This window comes from Pseudomonas sp. TE21435, from assembly GCF_056279265.1.
The window spans coordinates 3,145,536-3,162,934 of sequence record NZ_JBWBQZ010000001.1 but is presented as its reverse complement, the minus strand read 5'-3'; the positions used below and the strand labels follow the sequence as shown (position 1 = coordinate 3,162,934).

The following is a 17,399-nucleotide window of genomic DNA, read 5'->3' as shown; positions in this document are numbered from 1 at the left end:
ATGACCAACAACCGCAAGACGCTCTTCATCGGCTCGGCACTCGCCGTGGCCGTGCTCGCCGCCCTGGTCGGCCCCTGGATGTTCGGCAGCGATCATCGCCAGCGCACCAACGACGCCTACGTGACCGCCGACTACACGGTAGTGGCGCCGAAGGTGGCGGGCTTCATCAAGGAGGTGCTGGTGGAGGACAACCAGCAGGTGAGTGCCGGCCAGTTGCTGGCGACCATCGACCCGCGCGACTACCAGGCCGCGCTCGACGCCGCGCAGGCCCAGCTGTTGGTGGCCAGGGCGCAGAGCCTGGATGCCCGCGCCACCCTCGAACGCCAGGCCTCGTTGATCGCCCAGGCCGAGGCGGCGGTGAAGGCGGCCCAGGCCGAGGCGGCTTTCGCCGACCACGAGGTGACCCGCTACAGCCGCCTGGCCGAGCAGGGCGCCGGCACCGTGCAGAATGCCCAGCAGGCGCGCAGCGGCGTCGACCAGGCCCGTGCGCGGTTGGCCAACAGCCAGGCGGCGCTGCTGGCCACCCGCAAGCAGGTGGACATCCTCAGCGCCCAGGTGGCCAGCGCCGATGGCCAGCTCAAGCGTGCCGAAGCCGGGCTGGAAAAAGCCCGGCTGGACCTGTCCTACACCCGCATCACCGCACCGGTCGACGGTATGGTCGGCGAGCGCGCCCTGCGCATCGGGGCCTACGTCAATCCGGGGGCGCGGCTGCTGTCGGTGGTGCCGCTGGAGCGCGCCTATATCGTCGGCAACTTCCAGGAGACCCAACTGACCCATGTGCAACCGGGGCAACCGGTGAGTATCAGCGTCGATACCTTCTCCGGCGAACAACTCCACGGCCGTGTCGAGAGCATCGCCCCGGCCACCGGGGTGACCTTCGCTGCCGTGAAGCCGGACAACGCCACCGGCAACTTCACCAAGGTGGTGCAGCGCATTCCGGTGAAGATCGTCTTCGATGACGGCCAGCCGCTGTTGGCGCGCCTGCGCGTGGGCATGTCGGTGGAAGCGACCATCGATACCCACGGCGACACGCTGGCTGGCAAAGAGGTGACTGCGCGATGAGACGCCTGAGCCCTCTGCTGCTGGCCATGCTGCTGGCCGGCTGCACCCTCGGCCCGGACTTCCAGCGCCCGGACAGCGAGGCGCCCAAGGACTGGGCCGAGCCGCAAGGCGCTGCCGCGGCCAGCCAGCCGGTGGCCGAACCGCTGGAACTGCGCTGGTGGGACAGCTTCCATGACCCGCGCCTGAGCGCGCTGATCCAGAAGGTCACCGAACGCAACCTCGACCTGCGCATGGCCAGTGCCCGCCTGTTGCAAAGCCGCGCCTTGCGCAGCAGCGTGGCGGCGGACGAGCTGCCGGCGGTGGACGTGAACGCCGGGTACAGCCGTGCGCGCAACAGCGCCGAGGGGCTGAACGACCCGTCCGGCAAGTCCGGCAAGTCGGCGTACAACCTCTGGCAAGGCGACCTGGTGGCCGGCTGGGAGCTTGACTTGTGGGGGCGTGTGCGCCGCCAGGTCGAGGCCGCCGACGCGAGCGTGGCGGTGGCGGAGAACGACCGCCGGGGCGTGCTGCTGGCCTTGCTTGCGGAAACCGCCGGCAACTACATCCAGTTGCGTGCCGTGCAGCACACCCTGGACATCACCCAGGACAACCTCAAGGTTGCCCGCCACAGCCTGAAGTTGTCCGAAGGTCGTCAGGCTGAAGGGGTCGCTACCCGTCTCGACGTAGCCCAGGCCAGCGCCCAGGTGGCTTCGATCGAGGCGCGCCTGCCGACCCTGGAAGCCCGTCGCGACGACCTGATCAACGCCCTCGGCTTGCTCGCTGCCGAACCACCACGCAGCCTGCAGCGTGAGCTGCTGCAAGGTGGCGAGCTGCCCGCGCCGCAGCAGCGCTTCGCCATCGGCGTGCCTTCGGAGCTGGCCGAGCGCCGGCCGGACATTCGCCAGGCCGAGGCCCGCCTGCATGCCGCCACCGCCAGCATCGGCGTGGCCAAGGCGGACTTCTACCCGAGCATCCGCTTGTCCGGGAGTGTCGGTTTCCAGGCCATGCAACTGTCCGATTTCGGCGGCTGGGATTCGCGCCGGTTCGCCTTCGGCCCGCAGCTGTCGCTGCCGATCTTCGAGGGCGGGCGGCTCAAGGGCACCCTGGAGCTGCGCGAGGCCCAGCAGCAGGAGGCGGCGCTGAACTACCGCAAGGTGGTGCTCGGTGCCTGGCACGAGATCGACGACGTGCTGCGCCTGTACAACGCCAGCCAGCTGCGCCGTGATCACCTGGCCGAGGCGGTGCGGCAGAACCGCATCGCCCTGGAGACCGCGCAGCGCCAGTACGTGGAAGGGGCGGTGGACTTTCTCAACGTGCTGACGGTGCAGTCGGCGCTGCTGGCCAGCGAGGAACAGTGGATCGACAGCTCGGCGGCGGTGTCGCAGGCGCTGGTCGGGTTATACAAGGCGCTGGGCGGCGGCTGGCAGGCGTTCGATCAGGTTTGAAAGGCATCGCGGGGCAAGCCCGCTCCGACGATGCCTTGTGTCGTCAGAGCGGTCGCAACAGCCCGAAACGTTTGCGCAACACCCAATCCAACAGCCTCTGCGGCAGCACCCGGGCCATCAACGGCAACGCCGTGCTGCCATTGCCGATACGCACCAGCGCCGGCACTGGCGACTTGCGCGTGGCGGCCAGCAGGCGCTGGGCAAACACCGCCGCCGAAGTCGGTCGGTCCTGCGAGGCCCGCGCCCGGGCCTGTACCTGTTCGCGCAACGGCCACCATGGGGAATCGCTCGCCAGTACCTGCTCGGCCTGTTGCTGGGCATTGCTGGCGAACTGCGAGGCGATCGCCCCCGGCTGCACTTCCATCACCCGAATGCCGAACGGCGCCAGCTCCAGGCGCAAGGCATCGGTCAGCCCGTGCACGGCGGCCTTCGACGCGCAGTACGCACCGGCGAATGGGGTGACCAGCACGCCCGAGACACTGCCGATGTTCACCACCAGCCCACGCGAGCGGCGCAGCAGCGGGAACAGCGCGCGGGTCACGCCGACCAGGGCGAAGACATTGGTTTCGAACTGTTGGCGCATGGCCTCTACACCGCCGTCGAGCAGCGGGCCCATGGCGCCGTAGCCGGCGTTGTTGATGAGGATATCAAGGCCGCCGTGGCGGTCTTCCAGCTCGTCGGCCAGGCGGGTCAGTGCCTCGCCGTCATTCACATCCAGTTGGCGTGCGGCAAAGCCGGCGGCGAGCAGGGCGTCGACGTCGTCGGGCTTGCGGGCGGTGGCCCAGACTTCGTGGCCGGCATCGCGAAAGGCGTCGGCCAGGGCGCGGCCGATGCCGCTGGAACAACCGGTGATGAGGACGGTGGGCATGGGGCGGGCCTGTGTTCAGTTGGACATGGGTGTCATGGCTACCGGCCTCATCGCGGGGCAAGCCCGCTCCCACGTTGTAAGTTCAGGCGTGGGAGCGGGCTTGCCCCGCGATGAGGCCGGACTCAATTGGCGAATGTACCTTGCAGATGCTCGGCACGAAACTCCAGGGTCTGCGGCCGATACCCCGAGCGTAGCGGCGGCACCGGCAGGCAGTCGCTCCACTCGACGCCCGGCTGCAATTCGCCGGGACCGCGATAGCGGGGTGCTGCATAGGTATTCTCGGCAAGGTTCACGGTATCGCCGGGTGCATAGGCGGCCACGCGCCAGCGCAGTTCGGTCAGCGGCGCCTTGTTGCCGTTCTTCATGCGCACCTGCAGGGCGCGGTCGGCGGGGCACTGGTCGGGGGCGTAGGTCAGGCGAATGTCCAGGCGCGCCAGCTGCGAGGCCTCGCGGGTGTCCTGCCAGACCACCCCTAGCGCCACCAGGCCCAGGCCGCACACGGCGGCCAGGGAAATCGGCAGGGCCTTGGCCGGGTAACGCAGCAGCAGGACCAGCCAGGTGAGGATGAGCAGGGCGCCGATGATCATGGTGGGGCAGGCCTTGGTGGCGGGGGTTTGATCATCTTGGAGCGCCAAGCTGCAAGCTGCAAGCCACAAGAAAAAGCGGGAGCGCGACGAATCGAGCATTTCGATTCACCGCGCCCCCGCTTTTTCTTGCAGCTCGCAGCTGTTACTGCGCGATGGTCTTCACCGAAACCCCACGCTCCACCGGCGTAGAGGTGCGCCCATACACATCCTCGAAGCGCTCGATGTCATCCTCGCCCAGGTAGCTGCCGGATTGCACCTCGATGATCTCCAGCGGGATCTTGCCTGGGTTGCGCAGGCGGTGCACCGAGGCGATGGGGATATAGGTGGACTGGTTCTCGGTCAGCAGGAACACGTTCTCGTCGCAGGTCACCTCAGCGGTGCCGGACACCACGATCCAGTGCTCGGCGCGGTGGTGGTGCATCTGCAGCGACAGGCTGGCGCCCGGCTTGACGGTGATGTGCTTGACCTGGAACCGCCCGCCCATGTCCACCGAGTCGTACGAGCCCCAGGGGCGGTAGACCTCCAGGTGGTTCTGGGTTTCGCTGCGGCCCTGGGCGTCCAGCGTGTTGACCAGTTGCTTGACCCCCTGAACCTTGTCCTTGTGGGCGATCATCATGGCGTCCTTGGTTTCGACCACCACGATGTTCTCCAGGCCAATCACCGACACCAGCTTGCCATTGCCGTGAATCATGCAGTTGTGGCTGTCCTGCACCACCACGTCGCCCTTCGTCACGTTGCCGTTGTCGTCCTTCTCGTGCACATCCCACAGCGACGACCAGCAGCCTACGTCGCTCCAGCCGGCCGACAGCGGCACCACGCAGGCGCGCTGGGTCTTCTCCATCACCGCGTAGTCGATGGAGTTGTCCGGGCAGCAGGCAAAGGTGGCTTCGTCGATGCTCAGCACATCGGCGTCTTCGTCGCTGCGCTCCAGCGCCAGCAGGCAGGTGTCGTAGATATCCGGATCGTGCTTTTTCAGCTCCTCGAGGAAGCGGCTGGCGCGGAACAGGAACATGCCGCTGTTCCAGAAGTAGCCGCCGGCGCGGACGAACTCGTTGGCGCGCTTCTCGTCGGGTTTCTCGACGAACTGCGCGACCCGTGCCACGCCCTCGGGCAGCAGCGCGTCCTGGCTGGAGCGGATATAGCCGTAGCCGGTCTCGGGCTTGGTCGCCGGCACGCCGAACAGCACCATCTCGCCGCGCTCGGCGGCCACGGTGGCCAGGGCCAGGGCCCGCTGCAGGGCCTTCTGGTCCTCGATCACGTGGTCGGCCGGGAGCACCAGCATCAGTTCGTCACGCCCTTCGTTGACCAGCTTCATCGCGGTCATGGCCACTGCCGGCGCGGTGTTGCGGCCGAACGGCTCCATGAGGATGGCCTGGGTTTCCAGCTTCAGCGCACCCAGCTGCTCCTGGACGATGAACTTGTGGTCCTTGTTGCAGACCACGATGGGGGTGTCCATGCCATCGAATACCAGGCGCTCGATGGTCTGCTGGAACAGCGTGTGTTCGCCGGTCAGGGCCAGGAACTGCTTGGGGAACTGCTTGCGCGACAGAGGCCACAGACGCGAACCGCTACCACCAGAAAGAATTACCGGGATCATCATGTTTCTCCAATAGTCGTTTAGAGGCAGGGGGATCAGTTGCTAGCCACGGGGCGAGTTACCCACACCGGCGACAGGCTGTTGCCGGAACCGGTGACATACAGCACGGCCGCTTCGCCGCGCTCCAGGGCGACGGGCTTGACGTCGCCGACTTTCTTGTCGCCTGCATACAGGGCAAGGTTGACCTTGACCGGATTGATTTCACGTTCGCCACGGCCCTTGGCCGCCACCGGCTTGACCACTTCAGTCTTGCCGTCGGCGGTCTTCAGGGTCAGTTGCTGGTCGCTGAGGTTCTGCACCCGCACCAGGGCCTTCTGCTTGTTCTTGAACGGTGGCTCCTCGATCAGCTGCGGGTTGCCGCCGCTGTTGTTGACCAGGGTGTAGTACTTGTCGGCGGCCAGCTTGACCGGCACGCTCTTGCCGCCGACCTGGGCGGTGTAGTCGCCGCCGGGCAGGAAGCTGAAGTCGCTGCTGGCCTGGGCGCCGACCTGCTTGATCTGGGTGTTGCCGACGCTGGCGGCGGTGGGGCTGCTGGCGGCGTTGTACAGGCGCACGAAGGTCGAGCCTTTCGGCGCGCTCGGGCCATAGAGGGCGGCATCGGCGCCAGCGAAGGCCTGCATCGAGGTCAGGGTCAGGCCGGCGGCGAGGGTGAGGGCTTTGGCAATGGAAGTCTTGGTGGTCATGTGCGTGTTCCTCTCTATCTTCAGTGGTCCGTCCGGTTGGACGACAGGGCCAGGTTTTCTTCGGATTTGCGGGAGTTCTTCAGCTGCGCGATCCACTGCGGATCGAAGGCGCTGAGGTCGTTCTTCATTGGCAGATACCGTTCGGGGAATTCCCACACCACGACCTGTGGCGGGGCGTTTTTGAAAGCGTCGCTTTGCAGGTACTTGAGCATTGGCAGCAACGGCCCGTGGCCGTCTTCGGCGTAGTTGGCGACGTCGCTGCGCAGGGCCTGCTGCAGGGCGCCGAGGAAGTTCCAGTGCGGGTTGGCGCTGTAGCTGGTGCCCACCAGCGCCACCGGGATGCGGCTGTCGTCGAACAGCGCGTCGCCACCTTCGCCGCCCTCGGCCTGCACCGGGTGGGTCTTGCGTTGTTGCAGGGTGTCGGGAGTGGGCAGCAGGTTGCTGAACAGCGGATCGAGCGGCAGGAAGTTGGTCAGGTCACCCTTGTACGGCGCGCTGGCGCCGGCCTCGGTGATGTACGCCTGTGGCTCGCCGGTGAGCAACTGCTGGCGGTCGACGGCTTCGGCCAGCGATTGCGCAACCACTTCGGCGCCCATCGGCGTCCAGTGGGTGTCGGTGCGCAGGAATACCTGGCCGCGGGCCTTGGCCTGCTCCAGCGGCGCCAGCAGGTCGGGGGCGAACACATTGGCCTGGCGCGCCTGGGCGTGGAACTGGTTGAACAGGTCGTCGTGCAGGCTGGCCGGCGTCTCCTTGCCGATGTATTCGGAATAGAGGCGGGCCTTGGCCGGGACGATCGCCAGTACCAGTTGCACGCCCTGGCGTTGCAGTGCGTCGCGCACCCCACGCACCAGGGCCAGGTTGTCCTGCATCTGTTGCTGCGCGCCGACGGTGGGGTTGAATTCCTCGTCGGTGAACAGCCACTGGTCGCGGCCCAGCACCACGCCGGGGCGGCCTTCGTTGAACAGCTTGAAGTCCAGCGCGGCCCACAGGTTGGTGCCGACGCGCTTGATCGGGAACTGCTCGTCGTAGTGGGTTTCGGCGGCCTTGGCCAGCTTGCCGTCGAGCAGGGTCATCTGCCCGGTGCGGTTGAAACTTTCCAGCCCGCCGACCGACCATGCGCCCAACCCGACCAGCAGGCCCATGAACGACAGCGAATAGGTGATGCGAAGTGTCCGGTTCATGATCGGGGCCTCAGAACTGGAAGTAGAGGAAAGGCGAGTAGCTCTGCGCCGAGAGCTTGAGCACCGAGGCGACGAACAGCAGCAGGACCAGGGCGCGGGTCATGATCCGCGTCCAGTCCAGCCCCACCGACCCGTCGGCGTTGATTTGCACGGGCGTTGCCTTTGGCGTTGGCTTGGCGTTGCGGTAGAAATCACGCAGGCCGAAGAACGCCAGGCTGAGGTAGGCGACGACCAGCGTGGCGACCTGCAGGCCGGTGAGCTGGGCGCTGTTGATTTCCGACAGCTGCCAGTCGCCGAAGCTGAACATGGCGCCGTACATGCGGGCGGCCACGTGCAGGTTCTCGGCGCGGAAGATCACCCAGCCGACCACCACCAGCAGGAAGGTGAAGGCCCATTTCACCGGGTTGAAACGCTGTGGATTGGTGTCCAGCCCCAGCGCGCGCTCGATGGCCAGCCACAGGCCGTGCCAGGCGCCCCAGATGATGTAGGTGAAGTTGGCGCCGTGCCACAGCCCGCCCAGCAGCATGGTCAGGAACAGGTTGCGGTAGGTGTTGAAGGTGCCTTTGCGGTTGCCGCCCAGGGTGATGTACAGGTAGTCGCGCAGCCAGGTCGACAGGCTGATGTGCCAGCGCCGCCAGAATTCGGTGATCGACTGGCTGATGTAGGGCTGCTTGAAGTTTTCCATGAAGCGGAAGCCCATCATCAGGCCCAGGCCGATGGCCATGTCGCTGTAGCCGGAAAAGTCGAAGTACAGCTGCGCGGTGTAGGCCAGGGCGCCGAGCCAGGCATCACCGGTGGTGGGGTTCTGCAGAGCGAAGCAGTGGTCGGCGACCACCGCCAGGGTGTCGGCGATGAACACCTTCTTGATGAAACCCTGCATGAAGCGGGTGCAGCCTTCGGAGAACTTGTCCAGGGTGTGGGTGCGGTTGTTGAACTGGTCGACCAGGTCCTTGAAGCGCAGCACGGGGCCGGCGATCAGGTGCGGGAAGATCGCCACGAAGGCCGCGAAGTCGATCAGATTGCGCGTGGCCGGGGTGTCGCCGCGGTACACGTCGATGATGTAGCTGATCGACTCGAAGATGTAGAACGAGATGCCGATCGGCAGCAGCACGTGGGTGAGGATGAACGGCTCCAGCCCCATCGAGGTCATGATCGCGTTGAGGCTGTCGACGCCGAAGTTGGCGTACTTGAAGTAGCCGAGGATGCACAGGTCGACGCCCACGCCGAGCAGCAGCCAGCGCTGCGCGGGCTTGGTGCGCACGCCGGCGGCGCCGACTTTCAGGCCGATCCAGTAGTTCCACAGGGTGACCCCGGCGAACAGGGCGAGGAAGTCCACCCGCCACCAGGCGTAGAAGATGTAGCTGGCAACCAGCAGCAGCAGGTTGCGATAGCGATTCCCGCTCACGTAGTACAAGCCGAGGAAAACCGGCAGGAACAGGAACAGGAACACGTTGGACGAGAAGACCATCCCGGTTCTCCTAGTTATGCACAGCACCTGGGGCACAGCGCCCCCCAAACCCCCCACGAAAATGCAGGCGGCACCTTGGTCTCTGTAGGAGCGGATTTATCCGCGATTGCGATCGTCATGGCAGAGGTTGTCGGCCTGCTGACGTCATCGCGGATGAATCCGCTCCTACAGGGATCGTGTTACTTTTTCTGTTCCGCGCTCGGGTCGTAGACCCGCGTCACATCACCCCCCAGCCGGAAACTGTTGAACGGTTGCATGTCATGCTTGCGCTCGAGGGTGTCGCCGACGCACTGGTACAGCGCGCACCACGGTTCGAGCCAGGCGTACTTGCTGTCGATCTTCAGGTCCTTGAGGTCCTGTTTCACGCCGGCGCGAGTGTTGAAATGAACAGGGTCGCGGGCACCGGCCAGCACGCCTTCGCCGAGACGCTGCAGAGCGAAGTTGTTTTCCTTGCGCAGGTCCACGCCGTTGGCCTGGGCGAAGCTGGCGATCATCGCCAGCGGCGGCAGGGCGTAGTTGTGGTAGGCCAGGGCGCGTTGCTTGCGCTTGACCTCGTTGGGCAGAAAGCCCTGCTCGTCGACCTGGTTGACGCCGACCTTGTATTCCTTCACCGCCCAGTCGAACAGCTCTTGCTGGTCGGTGGCGACGGCGGTGGCCATCACCGACCAGGCCGCCCAGTAGCTGTGGTTGTTGATCTTGTCCAGCGGCAGGTCGCTCCAGTCGCGCACGGTCTGGCGTGCCAGGCGCACAAACCATTTCTCGATCTGCTCGGCCTCGGCGCGGTGCGCCGCCAGTGGCTGCGAGTTGGAGAACTTCAGGCGCAGCCACGAGCCGCTCATGCTGCCCAAGGCCCATTTGCGCATGGACTTGCCGGTATGGTTGTAATCGGTGGACATCAACGCATCGGCCCGTGCCCAGGTGTCGAGCCAGGTCAAGGCGCAGTCCAGTTGCGCCGGGCGGCCATCGCGCATGTACTGGCCGACCATCTTGCTGACGCCTTTCTCGAGGGTGGTGATGTCCTCGGTGGATTTGCGGAAGGCTTTTTCCGAGGCGACATTGAGCGTCGCCCGGGCCTTGTCCGAACCTTCGTACTTGCTGCGGAACTGCAGCGCGCCGGTATAGGGCTTGGGCGCGGCTTCGCAGCGGAAATTGCCGTCGCCGGTCTTGAGCTTCTCGATGCCCTCGTAGTAACCCTGGGGCGGCACCAGCGCGGCCTGCGCCGCGCCGCCGAACAGGGCGAGGGCGAGCAGGGCGGGTGCGGTCTTGCTGCTGATGGTGGTCATGGTCGCCTCACTGGCCAGCTTGCGCGGTGTGCTGCGCGGGGCTGGCGAAGTTGTTGCGTTTGCAGAGTTTGGCTTCGACTTTCTGCGTACCGCTTTCTGGCCCTTGTACCTCCAGGGCGAGCAGGTTCTGGCCTGCCCAGTCTTCGTCCTCGCGCATCTGGAAGACGAAGCGCCCGTCGGTGTCGGAGGTCTCGGGCTTCTCGATCTTGATGTCCTCGTGGCGGCCGTTGAGGTACCACAGGGTGGCCTGCAACACCTTCACCGAGGTGTCCTCGAACTTGATGTCGAGCTGGTGGTTGCGGTTGACCAGGTCCTTGATCACGCCGTTCTTGCCATTGACCATCAGCTCGTTCTTGCCGGGCTTGAGGGTGGCGCTGGCGCTCATCTGCGCGGGACGGTCGTCGCAGCCATCGTCGAGCAGGCCGAGGATCTGCCGCCAGATGGTTTCCTGGTCGAGGCGGTACAGCGGCGAGAACTCCCAGACCAGGATCTTCGGCGGGTTGTTCTGGAATTCCTCGCTGCCCAGGTACTGGATCATCGAGCCTTCCAGGCCGCCCCCGGGGAAGGCGACGTTGAGCACATCGGCGCCGATGTACTGCTCGAGGAAGCCCGAGAAGTTGTAGTTCTTGCCGCTGTGGCTGGTGCCCACCAGGGTGATCTGCGCGTTGCCCGAATCGCCGAACAGGTCGTCGCCGCCGGCGGCGCCCTTCGGTTCGGTGGCGAACTGGTCCATGTACTGCACCGCATAGCTGGTGCCGCACAGCTGGCCGGCGACGTTGTGCAGGGTGCCGGTCTTGCCCATGCGCCCGGACTTCCTGGTCTCGAACTCCTTGCGCGGGATGCCTTCGAAGGCCGGCATCCTGTGCACCGTGTCGGCGACGATCTTCGCCGCGCGCTCGGCGCCGTAGGGCGTCCAGTGCTGGTCGCCGCGGAAGTAGAAGTCCTTGCCCTGGTCGGCGGCGGCCAGTTGCTCGTTGGTCAGCGGCGACAGGTCGGGCACGTTGTAGCCCATTTTGCTGAAGCGCTGGAGCATGGCCTGGTAGTTGCGCAGGGCCTTCTGGTAGTCGAAGGCGGCCTTCTCTTCGGGGTTGAGCATGTTGCGGTTCACCAGGCCACGGGTCGGCTGGTACACCACCACCAGCTCGACGCCACGCTTCTTGAACGCGTCGTGCACCTGCTGCAGGCGCTTGTAGCCGCCCGGGGTGGTGTCGAACTCGGTGCGCAGGTCCTCACGGGTACGGAACAGCCAGTCGCCCTGGGCTTGCACCAGGGTGGTGAAGTTCTGCTGGTAGCGCGTGGTATAGCGGCTGGCGTCGTGGGCCTCGGGGCACAGCTGGCAGCACGGTTCGGCGCTGAAGGTCGGTGCCTTGACGTCTTCGGCGCGCACGCCCTGGCTGATGGCCAGGAGGGCGGCGGACAGGCCCAGCAGTTTCATCAGGTGTGGAGTCATGGTCTGGGCTTCCTTAGTCGATCATTTCGGTCTGGCGTTCGACCGGGTCGATCAGCACGGCCTTCTGCTGGCGCACCAGCAGGTCGAGGATTTCGTCCTGGCGCTCGCCGAGCACGCCGTTGAAGCTGATGCCGTTGGCCTTGCGCGGCATCAGCATCGACACCTTGTACAGCTCCACCGACAGCGGCGAATCGATAGACAGCGGGCCTGAACCGTTGGCCGCCAGCTCGCCGCCGACCACGATCAGCGACACCTTGGTATCGAACGGGTCGAGGGCGATGTCGCGGTCGGTGTCGGACAGGTCCTTGATGTGGCCGTACACGCCCACCAGGCCGTTGGCCATGGCGACGTTCTCGTACAGGCGGATGTTCACGCTGTTGCGCACACGGATGCCGTGGCGACGGTTGTTGATCAGCTTGTTGCCCCAGATCAGGTTGTCGCCGCTCTCGTACAAGGTGATGCCGTCGGTGTGGTTACGGTAGATCTCGTTGTAGGCGATCAGGTTGTTGACGCTGTTACGGTCGATCACCACCCCCGAGAGCTTGTTGTCGTAGCTCTTGTTGTTGATGATCCAGCTGTCGTTGACCTCACGGGAGACGATGATCCCGTGCTTCTTCTTGGTGCCGTACACGGTGTTGCCGGCGATGATCAGGCGGTGCGAGCGGTCGTGGGGGTCGATGCCGTAGACGATGTTGTCGCGGTAGGTCGAGTCCTTGATCACGAAGTCCTGGGTTTCGTAGCAATAAAAGCCGTACCACATGTCGCTGAACTCGGAACCGATGATCCAGCCGGTGGGTTCCGGGCGGCCCATCTGCTTGGCCATGTTCGGCGTGTACTGCGAGATGCTCACGCCATAGGACTTGGATTTGGCGTAGCCGAAGCTGGCCATCTTGCTGTTGACGATGTAGGTCTCGGTGCCGCCCCAGCTGAGCAGGAATGGGCGGAAATCGTCGGGCTTGCGGAAGGTCGCCGGGCCATTGGCCTGCTCGCGCCATCCAGTGACCTGGGTATCGCTGACGAACAGCTTGCCGTCGTTGACGATGAACGAACCGCCTTCTTCGGACAGGCGCAGTTCCTTGACCTTGCCGTCGATCTCCAGCACGCCCTTGCGCCCGACCACGATCGGCAGGCGCGCCAGGTATACGCCCGGCGCGGTTTCACGCAGGTACTGGCTGGGGACTTTCTTGCTCAGCTCCACCAGGTCGACGTGGCCGTCATCGACGAAGATCGCCTGGGGAATGCCGTGCTGGCGGCGGACCCATTCGGCGCCCTTGTTGTCGCCGCCGATGAACTCCTTGAGGGTATCCTCCTGAAGCATGCGGCGCACGCTGACCTTGCCCTTGTGCCGGCGGTCGATCTTCTGCTGCACGGCCTGTGCGGTGTAGCCGGACAGGTCGGGCAGCTTGGGCGGGTCCATCTTCAGCGGCTCGATCGGCGCGCTGGAGACGGTATAGGTCTTGGCCTGTTGCAGCCCTTTGGCCATTTCGGGCTCGGCGGCCTGGGCAAGGCCGCCGGCCAGCAGCAGGGCGCTGGCGAGCAGGCTGTGGCGAAGGTTCGGGTGCAGGTTCATGGCTATCCTCTCCCGGCCTCAGTAGCGCCAGATCACGTCGACGAAGGCGCGGTGCATGTACGAGTCGGCTTCTTTGCCGTAGGCGTCGCCCGGCTTGAACACACCGGCGCGCAGGCGCACCAGGGCCGACGGTTCGTCGATCGACTGGCTGATCGAGGCCGGCAGCAGGCCCTGCTTGAAGTATTTGGTCACGACCACGTCCATTTCCTGGCCGAGGTCTTTCTCGCCCTGCACCAGCGGGCGGCTGATGCCACCGTCGTCGACCACCGCGTTGATGCCGCTGGAGCCGATGTTCTGCTTGCCGTCGACGCGCCAGAACTTGTGGTAGATGAAGCTGGCGTCGTAGTCGTCGCGCAGCTGCCAGGAGGCGAACAGGGTGGCCGCCTGCAGGTTGCCCAACTCGCCGCGGAACGCCTCGCCGAAGCGGTGCACGCGCGAGCGGGTGCCGGTGAAGTTGGAGCGGTTGCTCTCAAGGCCGGTCTGCTCGAAGTTGTTCGAGCCGTCGCTGCCACCGCCGCCGCTGCCTCGGGCGTAGGCCGCGCCGACCTGCCACTGCGGGTCGAGGCGCAGGCGGATGCCGAGGTCGGTGGCCCAGGCGTTGACGTCGCCGCTCTGCTTGCCGGTGGCGACCTGATCGTTGCCGACTGCCTGGCTGCTGAGGGTGTCGCGGTCGCCGGTCAGCCAGGTGACGCTGCCCCAGTAGTTGACGGTGTGGTCGTTGCGCCAGTTGTAGGCGTCGCTGTTGGCCTCCAGACCCAGCCAGGTGAGGTCGCCGGTGCGGGTCTTGTCGAGGGCGTCGACGGTTTCGCCGGGGCGCTTCAGGCTGCCGCCGTCATGGCTGTGGTGGGCACGCAGGCCAACCCAGTGGCCGGGTGTCCATTGCGTGGCAACGTTGCCGTAGACATGGGTGCGGTCCTTGTCTTCGGGGGCCAGCTCGGTGAGGTCGGTGCGGTATTCGCTGAAGCGCTGGGCAACGCCGAGGTCGGCCTTGAGCAGGGTGGTGTCGAAGGTCCAGTTCAGCGCCTCGATATTGGTGTCGCGCCACATGCCGTCGTCGCTGCGCAGGCGCTGGCGGCCGAAGCGCAGCTGCTCGCCGGGGTAGGGGGTCAGGCCGCTGTAGCCGATCCAGAATTCGCGCATGGCCAGGTAGCTCTTGTCCGGCTTGCGGCTGTCGTCGCCGTTGTCGCTGGTGGTGCCGTCGTCGTTCTGGCGCAGGGTGTCGGTCTCGATGATGTCGGTGGCGGCCACCGCCTGGCCCATGGCGAAGGCGCTCCAGTTGCCGCGCTCGCCGTACACCCAGGGACGCAGGTCAAGGCCGAGGCCGTTGACATCGCCGCCGGAGCGGGTGCCCAGGTCGCGGTCGTCCTCGGACTGGCCAGTGATCTTCACGTCGAGGCCGAAGTTCTTCTGCGCGGTCTCGGCGGCCAGGGTCGGCATCGACCACAGCAGGGCGAAGCCCAGGCCGATGCCGGCTTTCACGAAGGGGTTGAGCGTCATAGCGAGTCCTCGGCGTCTACTTCTTCTTTCTCGTCCTGCAGCGCTTCGATGGCCAGGGTGCTGTTGGCGCCCTGGGCCATGCTGCCGCGCGCCTGCTTTTCCTGCGCCAGCAGGGTTTGCGCCTGGCTGCGCTGGTCGGGCGTGAGCTGCTGGTCGAGCTGTTGCAGCAGTTCGGCCGACTGTGGGGTCGGGTTGGCCTGGGAGAGCTGCGCGAACACCCAGGCATTGGTCGGCGCCGGGCGGATACCGTGGCCTTCGCTGAACAGCTGGGCCAGGGCGTAGTCGGCGCTGTTCTGGCCACCACGGGCGGCGGCGAGCAGGTGGTCGACGGCCTTTTGTGGCTCGACCTGGCCCAGGTAGCCACGGCGGTACAGCTGGCCGAGGTAGTAGTCGGCGCTGACCTCGCCGGCGTCGGCGGCAGACTGCAGGTGCTCCTGTGCCTTGGCCGCATCGGCCGGCACGGTCTTGCCTTCGTAGTACAGGCGGCCCAGCAGCAGTTCGGCGCGTGGCTGCTCGGCTTCGCGGCCCTTGTCGATGTAGGCCAGCAACTGGTCGGTGTCGCCCAGTTCGGGGAAGTCGTAGAGCAGCTGCGCCAGGCTCACCCAGGATGCCGGGTTGGCCGGTGCGACCTGCTCGAGCAGGTCCTTGGCGGTCTTCTCGTCGGTCTGGCCGAGGCTGCGGTCGGCCAGCACGCGGGCGACGCTGTCGACCCGGGTGGCGGGCACGGCGCCGCGGGCATGGGCGGCCTTGAGCTGCTCAAGCAAGGCGGCCTGCTGCTCGGGCTGGGCGCGTTTCTGGTAGACGGTGGCCAGTTCCACGTAGCAGATGTCGGTAGTCGACAGCGCGGCCTTGCAGATCTTCTCCACCTCGCCCAGGTGCTGGTCGTAGGTGCCCTGGGTGCGGTACAGCAGCACCTGGGCCAGGCCGGCTTCGGGGTTGCCGGCGGCGCGCCACTGGTCGATCTGTTGCTGGGCGTTGACCTTGGGGAAGCTCTGCGGGTATTGCAGGTAGAGCATCGCCAGCGGGATCAGGGTGTTCGTCTCACCTTGTCGCGCCGCGAGCTTGAGCAGGGTCTCGGCCTCTTCGCGCTCGGCCTGGGTGCTGTCGGGCTTGGCCACCAGCAGGCGGCCGAGGCGCGCCTGGGCACGGGGCGAGGTGGCGGCGGCGGCGCGGTAAGTGGCCTCGGCTTGCTTGAGCATGGCCGGGTCGCGGGTGCCGACCTGGATGTCCGCCAGGCCGACCTGGGCGTCGCTGTAGCCGAGGTCGGCGAGGGCCTTGTAGTTGCGTTCGGCGGTGGCGGTGTCGCCACGCTTGAGCGCTTCGTTGGCCAGGCGCTGGTCGGGCAGGCCGGCGCAGCCGGCCAGGGTAATGGCGGCGGCCAGGGCGCATGCCCCCAGGCGCAAGCTGTCCCTGTGGGAGCCGGCTTGCCGGCGAGAGGCCAGTGCAGGCGCTGCATCCGCTGGGCGAGTGCTGCGCACTCGATCGCCGGCAAGCCGGCTCCCACAGATATCGGGGTGTCTGCTGGTCATTATCCGATCCTCTTACAGCCCGCGGGCCACGGCCTTGTCGATCAGCCAGTTCAGCGACGGGCCACGGTCGCTGTTGACCGAGGCCGGGCGGCCGGCGAGTTCGGCCGGCAGGCCGCCGTCGGGCTTGATCTGCACGCGGATATCGGAGGCCAGGTTGTCGGTGTCCAGGCTCGAGCTGCCGGTGATCCGGCCACTGCGTACTTCATCCTCACCGGCGATCTGGAAGTTGACCCGGGTGCCCGGTTTCACTTCGTCGAACTGGCGATAGCTGAAGCGCGCTTCGATGGTCGGGGTGCTGGTACGCGGGATCAGCGCGAACACCGGCTGACCCTTGCTGGCGTACTGGCCGTCATCCACCAGCTGGCGCGAGACCACACAGTCGCACGGGCTGGTGAGGGTGCCGGAGAGCTGCTTGCCGAACAGCTCCTCGACCTTGGCCGGTTCCAGTTGCGAGTCGTCCAGGTGGCCCTTGAGCAAATCGAGCATGCTGGTGTTGAAGGTTGCCAGTGGCGCGCCCTTGGCCACGCTCGCGCCGTTTTCCACCAGGCTCTGCACGCTGCCATCGCGGGGCATGGTGACATTGGTGGTGGGCACCGCGACCACGCCGGCCTCGGCATGGCTGACGAAGTACAGGCCATACAGCGACTTGGCGACGAAGCCGAAGGCCACCAGGCCGACCACGAACACCCCGGCGGTGACGGTGACCGCGCGCAGGCGGCCGAAGGCGGACAAGCCCGAGCCTCCGTCCTTCTGCTTGCGCGCCTTGGTGAAGTTGTCGCGCTGCAGGGTGCTGAGCACGTCGCCGACGCTGATCAGCTCGCCGGACAGGTGGCTGGTGATGATATGGCGCAGGGTGGCGATGTCGCGTGGCTCCAGGTTCTGGAACTCGGTGCCGGTGCGGCCGGTGTCGCGGCTGCTGGTGCGTACCAGCAGCTCGACGTCCATCGACAGGCCGAGGTTGTCGACCACGAACTGCAGGCGGCCGCGCAGCACTTCGCCTTCGGCCAGGGGCTTCGCCGCATGGAAGGACAGGCCCCCGGCGGACAGGTCGTCAACCTTCACCTCGTGCGGCTCGCGGTTGCCGTCCAGGTAGCGCAGCTTGGCGGGAATGCGCACCCGGGCATGCTGGCGCTGCGCTTCGGATTCATGCACGACGTTGACGTTCACGGCGGTATTCATGGCGATATTCGTTCCTGTTAT

General features: G+C 66.2%; 14 protein-coding genes. 2 read left to right on the top strand and 12 right to left on the bottom strand.

Going from position 1 to position 17,399, the window contains the following annotated elements; all coding sequences use genetic code 11:
- Positions 1-1,062, top strand: a complete 1,062-nt coding sequence (locus ACZ9C1_RS14220; RefSeq protein ID WP_102682104.1) for an HlyD family secretion protein — start codon at positions 1-3, stop codon at positions 1,060-1,062.
- A complete protein-coding gene (locus tag ACZ9C1_RS14215; RefSeq protein WP_457378153.1) occupies positions 1,059-2,486 on the top strand; it encodes an efflux transporter outer membrane subunit in 1,428 nt (475 codons plus the stop codon). The genes ACZ9C1_RS14220 and ACZ9C1_RS14215 overlap by 4 nt, the downstream gene beginning before the upstream one ends.
- Before the next feature lie 43 nt (positions 2,487-2,529).
- Here the strand turns inward: ACZ9C1_RS14215 and ACZ9C1_RS14210 are convergent, their stop codons facing one another.
- The 12 genes from ACZ9C1_RS14210 to ACZ9C1_RS14155 all read right to left on the bottom strand — a co-directional run bounded on the left by ACZ9C1_RS14210 (position 2,530) and on the right by ACZ9C1_RS14155 (position 17,378).
- The gene (locus ACZ9C1_RS14210; RefSeq protein WP_094011735.1) at positions 2,530-3,354 is read right to left on the bottom strand and encodes an SDR family oxidoreductase; all 825 of its coding nucleotides are present in this window, start codon (positions 3,352-3,354) and stop codon (positions 2,530-2,532) included.
- Positions 3,355-3,476: 122 nt separating this feature from the next.
- Entirely contained in the window at positions 3,477-3,941 is a 465-nt protein-coding gene (locus tag ACZ9C1_RS14205) for a multidrug transporter (protein ID WP_102682166.1), read from the bottom strand.
- A 142-nt stretch (positions 3,942-4,083) separates the two neighbouring features.
- Positions 4,084-5,538: a mannose-1-phosphate guanylyltransferase/mannose-6-phosphate isomerase gene (locus ACZ9C1_RS14200; RefSeq protein WP_139669305.1), complete on the bottom strand. Its 1,455-nt coding sequence runs from the start codon at positions 5,536-5,538 to the stop codon at positions 4,084-4,086.
- Between the two features lie 35 nt (positions 5,539-5,573).
- Positions 5,574-6,221 (bottom strand): alginate O-acetyltransferase AlgF, encoded by a 648-nt coding sequence (locus tag ACZ9C1_RS14195; RefSeq protein WP_476254088.1) that lies wholly within the window; start codon positions 6,219-6,221, stop codon positions 5,574-5,576.
- Between the two features lie 20 nt (positions 6,222-6,241).
- A complete protein-coding gene (locus ACZ9C1_RS14190) occupies positions 6,242-7,402 on the bottom strand; it encodes an alginate O-acetyltransferase (protein WP_476254087.1) in 1,161 nt (386 codons plus the stop codon).
- A 10-nt stretch (positions 7,403-7,412) separates the two neighbouring features.
- On the bottom strand, positions 7,413-8,870 hold the full coding sequence (locus tag ACZ9C1_RS14185; protein ID WP_102682099.1) for an MBOAT family O-acyltransferase: 1,458 nt from the start codon (positions 8,868-8,870) through the stop codon (positions 7,413-7,415).
- 179 nt (positions 8,871-9,049) lie between these two features.
- Positions 9,050-10,153: a mannuronate-specific alginate lyase gene (locus ACZ9C1_RS14180; protein ID WP_139668958.1), complete on the bottom strand. Its 1,104-nt coding sequence runs from the start codon at positions 10,151-10,153 to the stop codon at positions 9,050-9,052.
- A gap of 7 nt (positions 10,154-10,160) precedes the next feature.
- Positions 10,161-11,603, bottom strand: coding sequence for an alginate O-acetyltransferase (locus tag ACZ9C1_RS14175; RefSeq protein WP_476254086.1), 1,443 nt, complete (start codon positions 11,601-11,603; stop codon positions 10,161-10,163).
- Between the two features lie 13 nt (positions 11,604-11,616).
- Positions 11,617-13,173 carry a mannuronan 5-epimerase AlgG gene (gene algG / locus ACZ9C1_RS14170; protein WP_457378157.1) on the bottom strand — a complete coding sequence of 519 codons (1,557 nt, stop codon included), beginning with the start codon at positions 13,171-13,173 and terminating at the stop codon, positions 11,617-11,619.
- Between the two features lie 18 nt (positions 13,174-13,191).
- The gene (locus ACZ9C1_RS14165) at positions 13,192-14,670 is read right to left on the bottom strand and encodes an alginate export family protein (RefSeq protein WP_102682095.1); all 1,479 of its coding nucleotides are present in this window, start codon (positions 14,668-14,670) and stop codon (positions 13,192-13,194) included.
- The gene (gene algK, locus ACZ9C1_RS14160) at positions 14,667-16,199 is read right to left on the bottom strand and encodes an alginate biosynthesis TPR repeat lipoprotein AlgK (RefSeq protein WP_476254085.1); all 1,533 of its coding nucleotides are present in this window, start codon (positions 16,197-16,199) and stop codon (positions 14,667-14,669) included. Before algK ends, ACZ9C1_RS14165 begins: the two co-directional genes overlap by 4 nt.
- A gap of 12 nt (positions 16,200-16,211) precedes the next feature.
- Complete coding sequence (locus ACZ9C1_RS14155) at positions 16,212-17,378, bottom strand: alginate biosynthesis protein Alg44 (protein WP_277501970.1); 1,167 nt, start codon at positions 17,376-17,378, stop codon at positions 16,212-16,214.
- Positions 17,379-17,399 lie beyond the last annotated feature (21 nt).

Excerpts from the sequence above, each read along its gene's own strand:
- ACZ9C1_RS14190 (WP_476254087.1), bottom strand. The coding sequence starts at position 7,402 with ATGAACCGGACACTTCGCATCACCTATTCGCTGTCGTTCATGGGCCTG.
- ACZ9C1_RS14180 (WP_139668958.1), bottom strand. The coding sequence starts at position 10,153 with ATGACCACCATCAGCAGCAAGACCGCACCCGCCCTGCTCGCCCTCGCC.
- ACZ9C1_RS14195 (WP_476254088.1), bottom strand. The coding sequence starts at position 6,221 with ATGACCACCAAGACTTCCATTGCCAAAGCCCTCACCCTCGCCGCCGGC.
- ACZ9C1_RS14215 (WP_457378153.1), top strand. The coding sequence starts at position 1,059 with ATGAGACGCCTGAGCCCTCTGCTGCTGGCCATGCTGCTGGCCGGCTGC.
- algG (WP_457378157.1), bottom strand. The coding sequence starts at position 13,173 with ATGAACCTGCACCCGAACCTTCGCCACAGCCTGCTCGCCAGCGCCCTG.
- ACZ9C1_RS14200 (WP_139669305.1), bottom strand. The coding sequence starts at position 5,538 with ATGATCCCGGTAATTCTTTCTGGTGGTAGCGGTTCGCGTCTGTGGCCT.
- algK (WP_476254085.1), bottom strand. The coding sequence starts at position 16,199 with ATGACCAGCAGACACCCCGATATCTGTGGGAGCCGGCTTGCCGGCGAT.
- ACZ9C1_RS14210 (WP_094011735.1), bottom strand. The coding sequence starts at position 3,354 with ATGCCCACCGTCCTCATCACCGGTTGTTCCAGCGGCATCGGCCGCGCC.
- ACZ9C1_RS14205 (WP_102682166.1), bottom strand. The coding sequence starts at position 3,941 with ATGATCATCGGCGCCCTGCTCATCCTCACCTGGCTGGTCCTGCTGCTG.
- ACZ9C1_RS14185 (WP_102682099.1), bottom strand. The coding sequence starts at position 8,870 with ATGGTCTTCTCGTCCAACGTGTTCCTGTTCCTGTTCCTGCCGGTTTTC.
- ACZ9C1_RS14155 (WP_277501970.1), bottom strand. The coding sequence starts at position 17,378 with ATGAATACCGCCGTGAACGTCAACGTCGTGCATGAATCCGAAGCGCAG.
- ACZ9C1_RS14165 (WP_102682095.1), bottom strand. The coding sequence starts at position 14,670 with ATGACGCTCAACCCCTTCGTGAAAGCCGGCATCGGCCTGGGCTTCGCC.
- ACZ9C1_RS14175 (WP_476254086.1), bottom strand. The coding sequence starts at position 11,603 with ATGACTCCACACCTGATGAAACTGCTGGGCCTGTCCGCCGCCCTCCTG.
- ACZ9C1_RS14220 (WP_102682104.1), top strand. The coding sequence starts at position 1 with ATGACCAACAACCGCAAGACGCTCTTCATCGGCTCGGCACTCGCCGTG.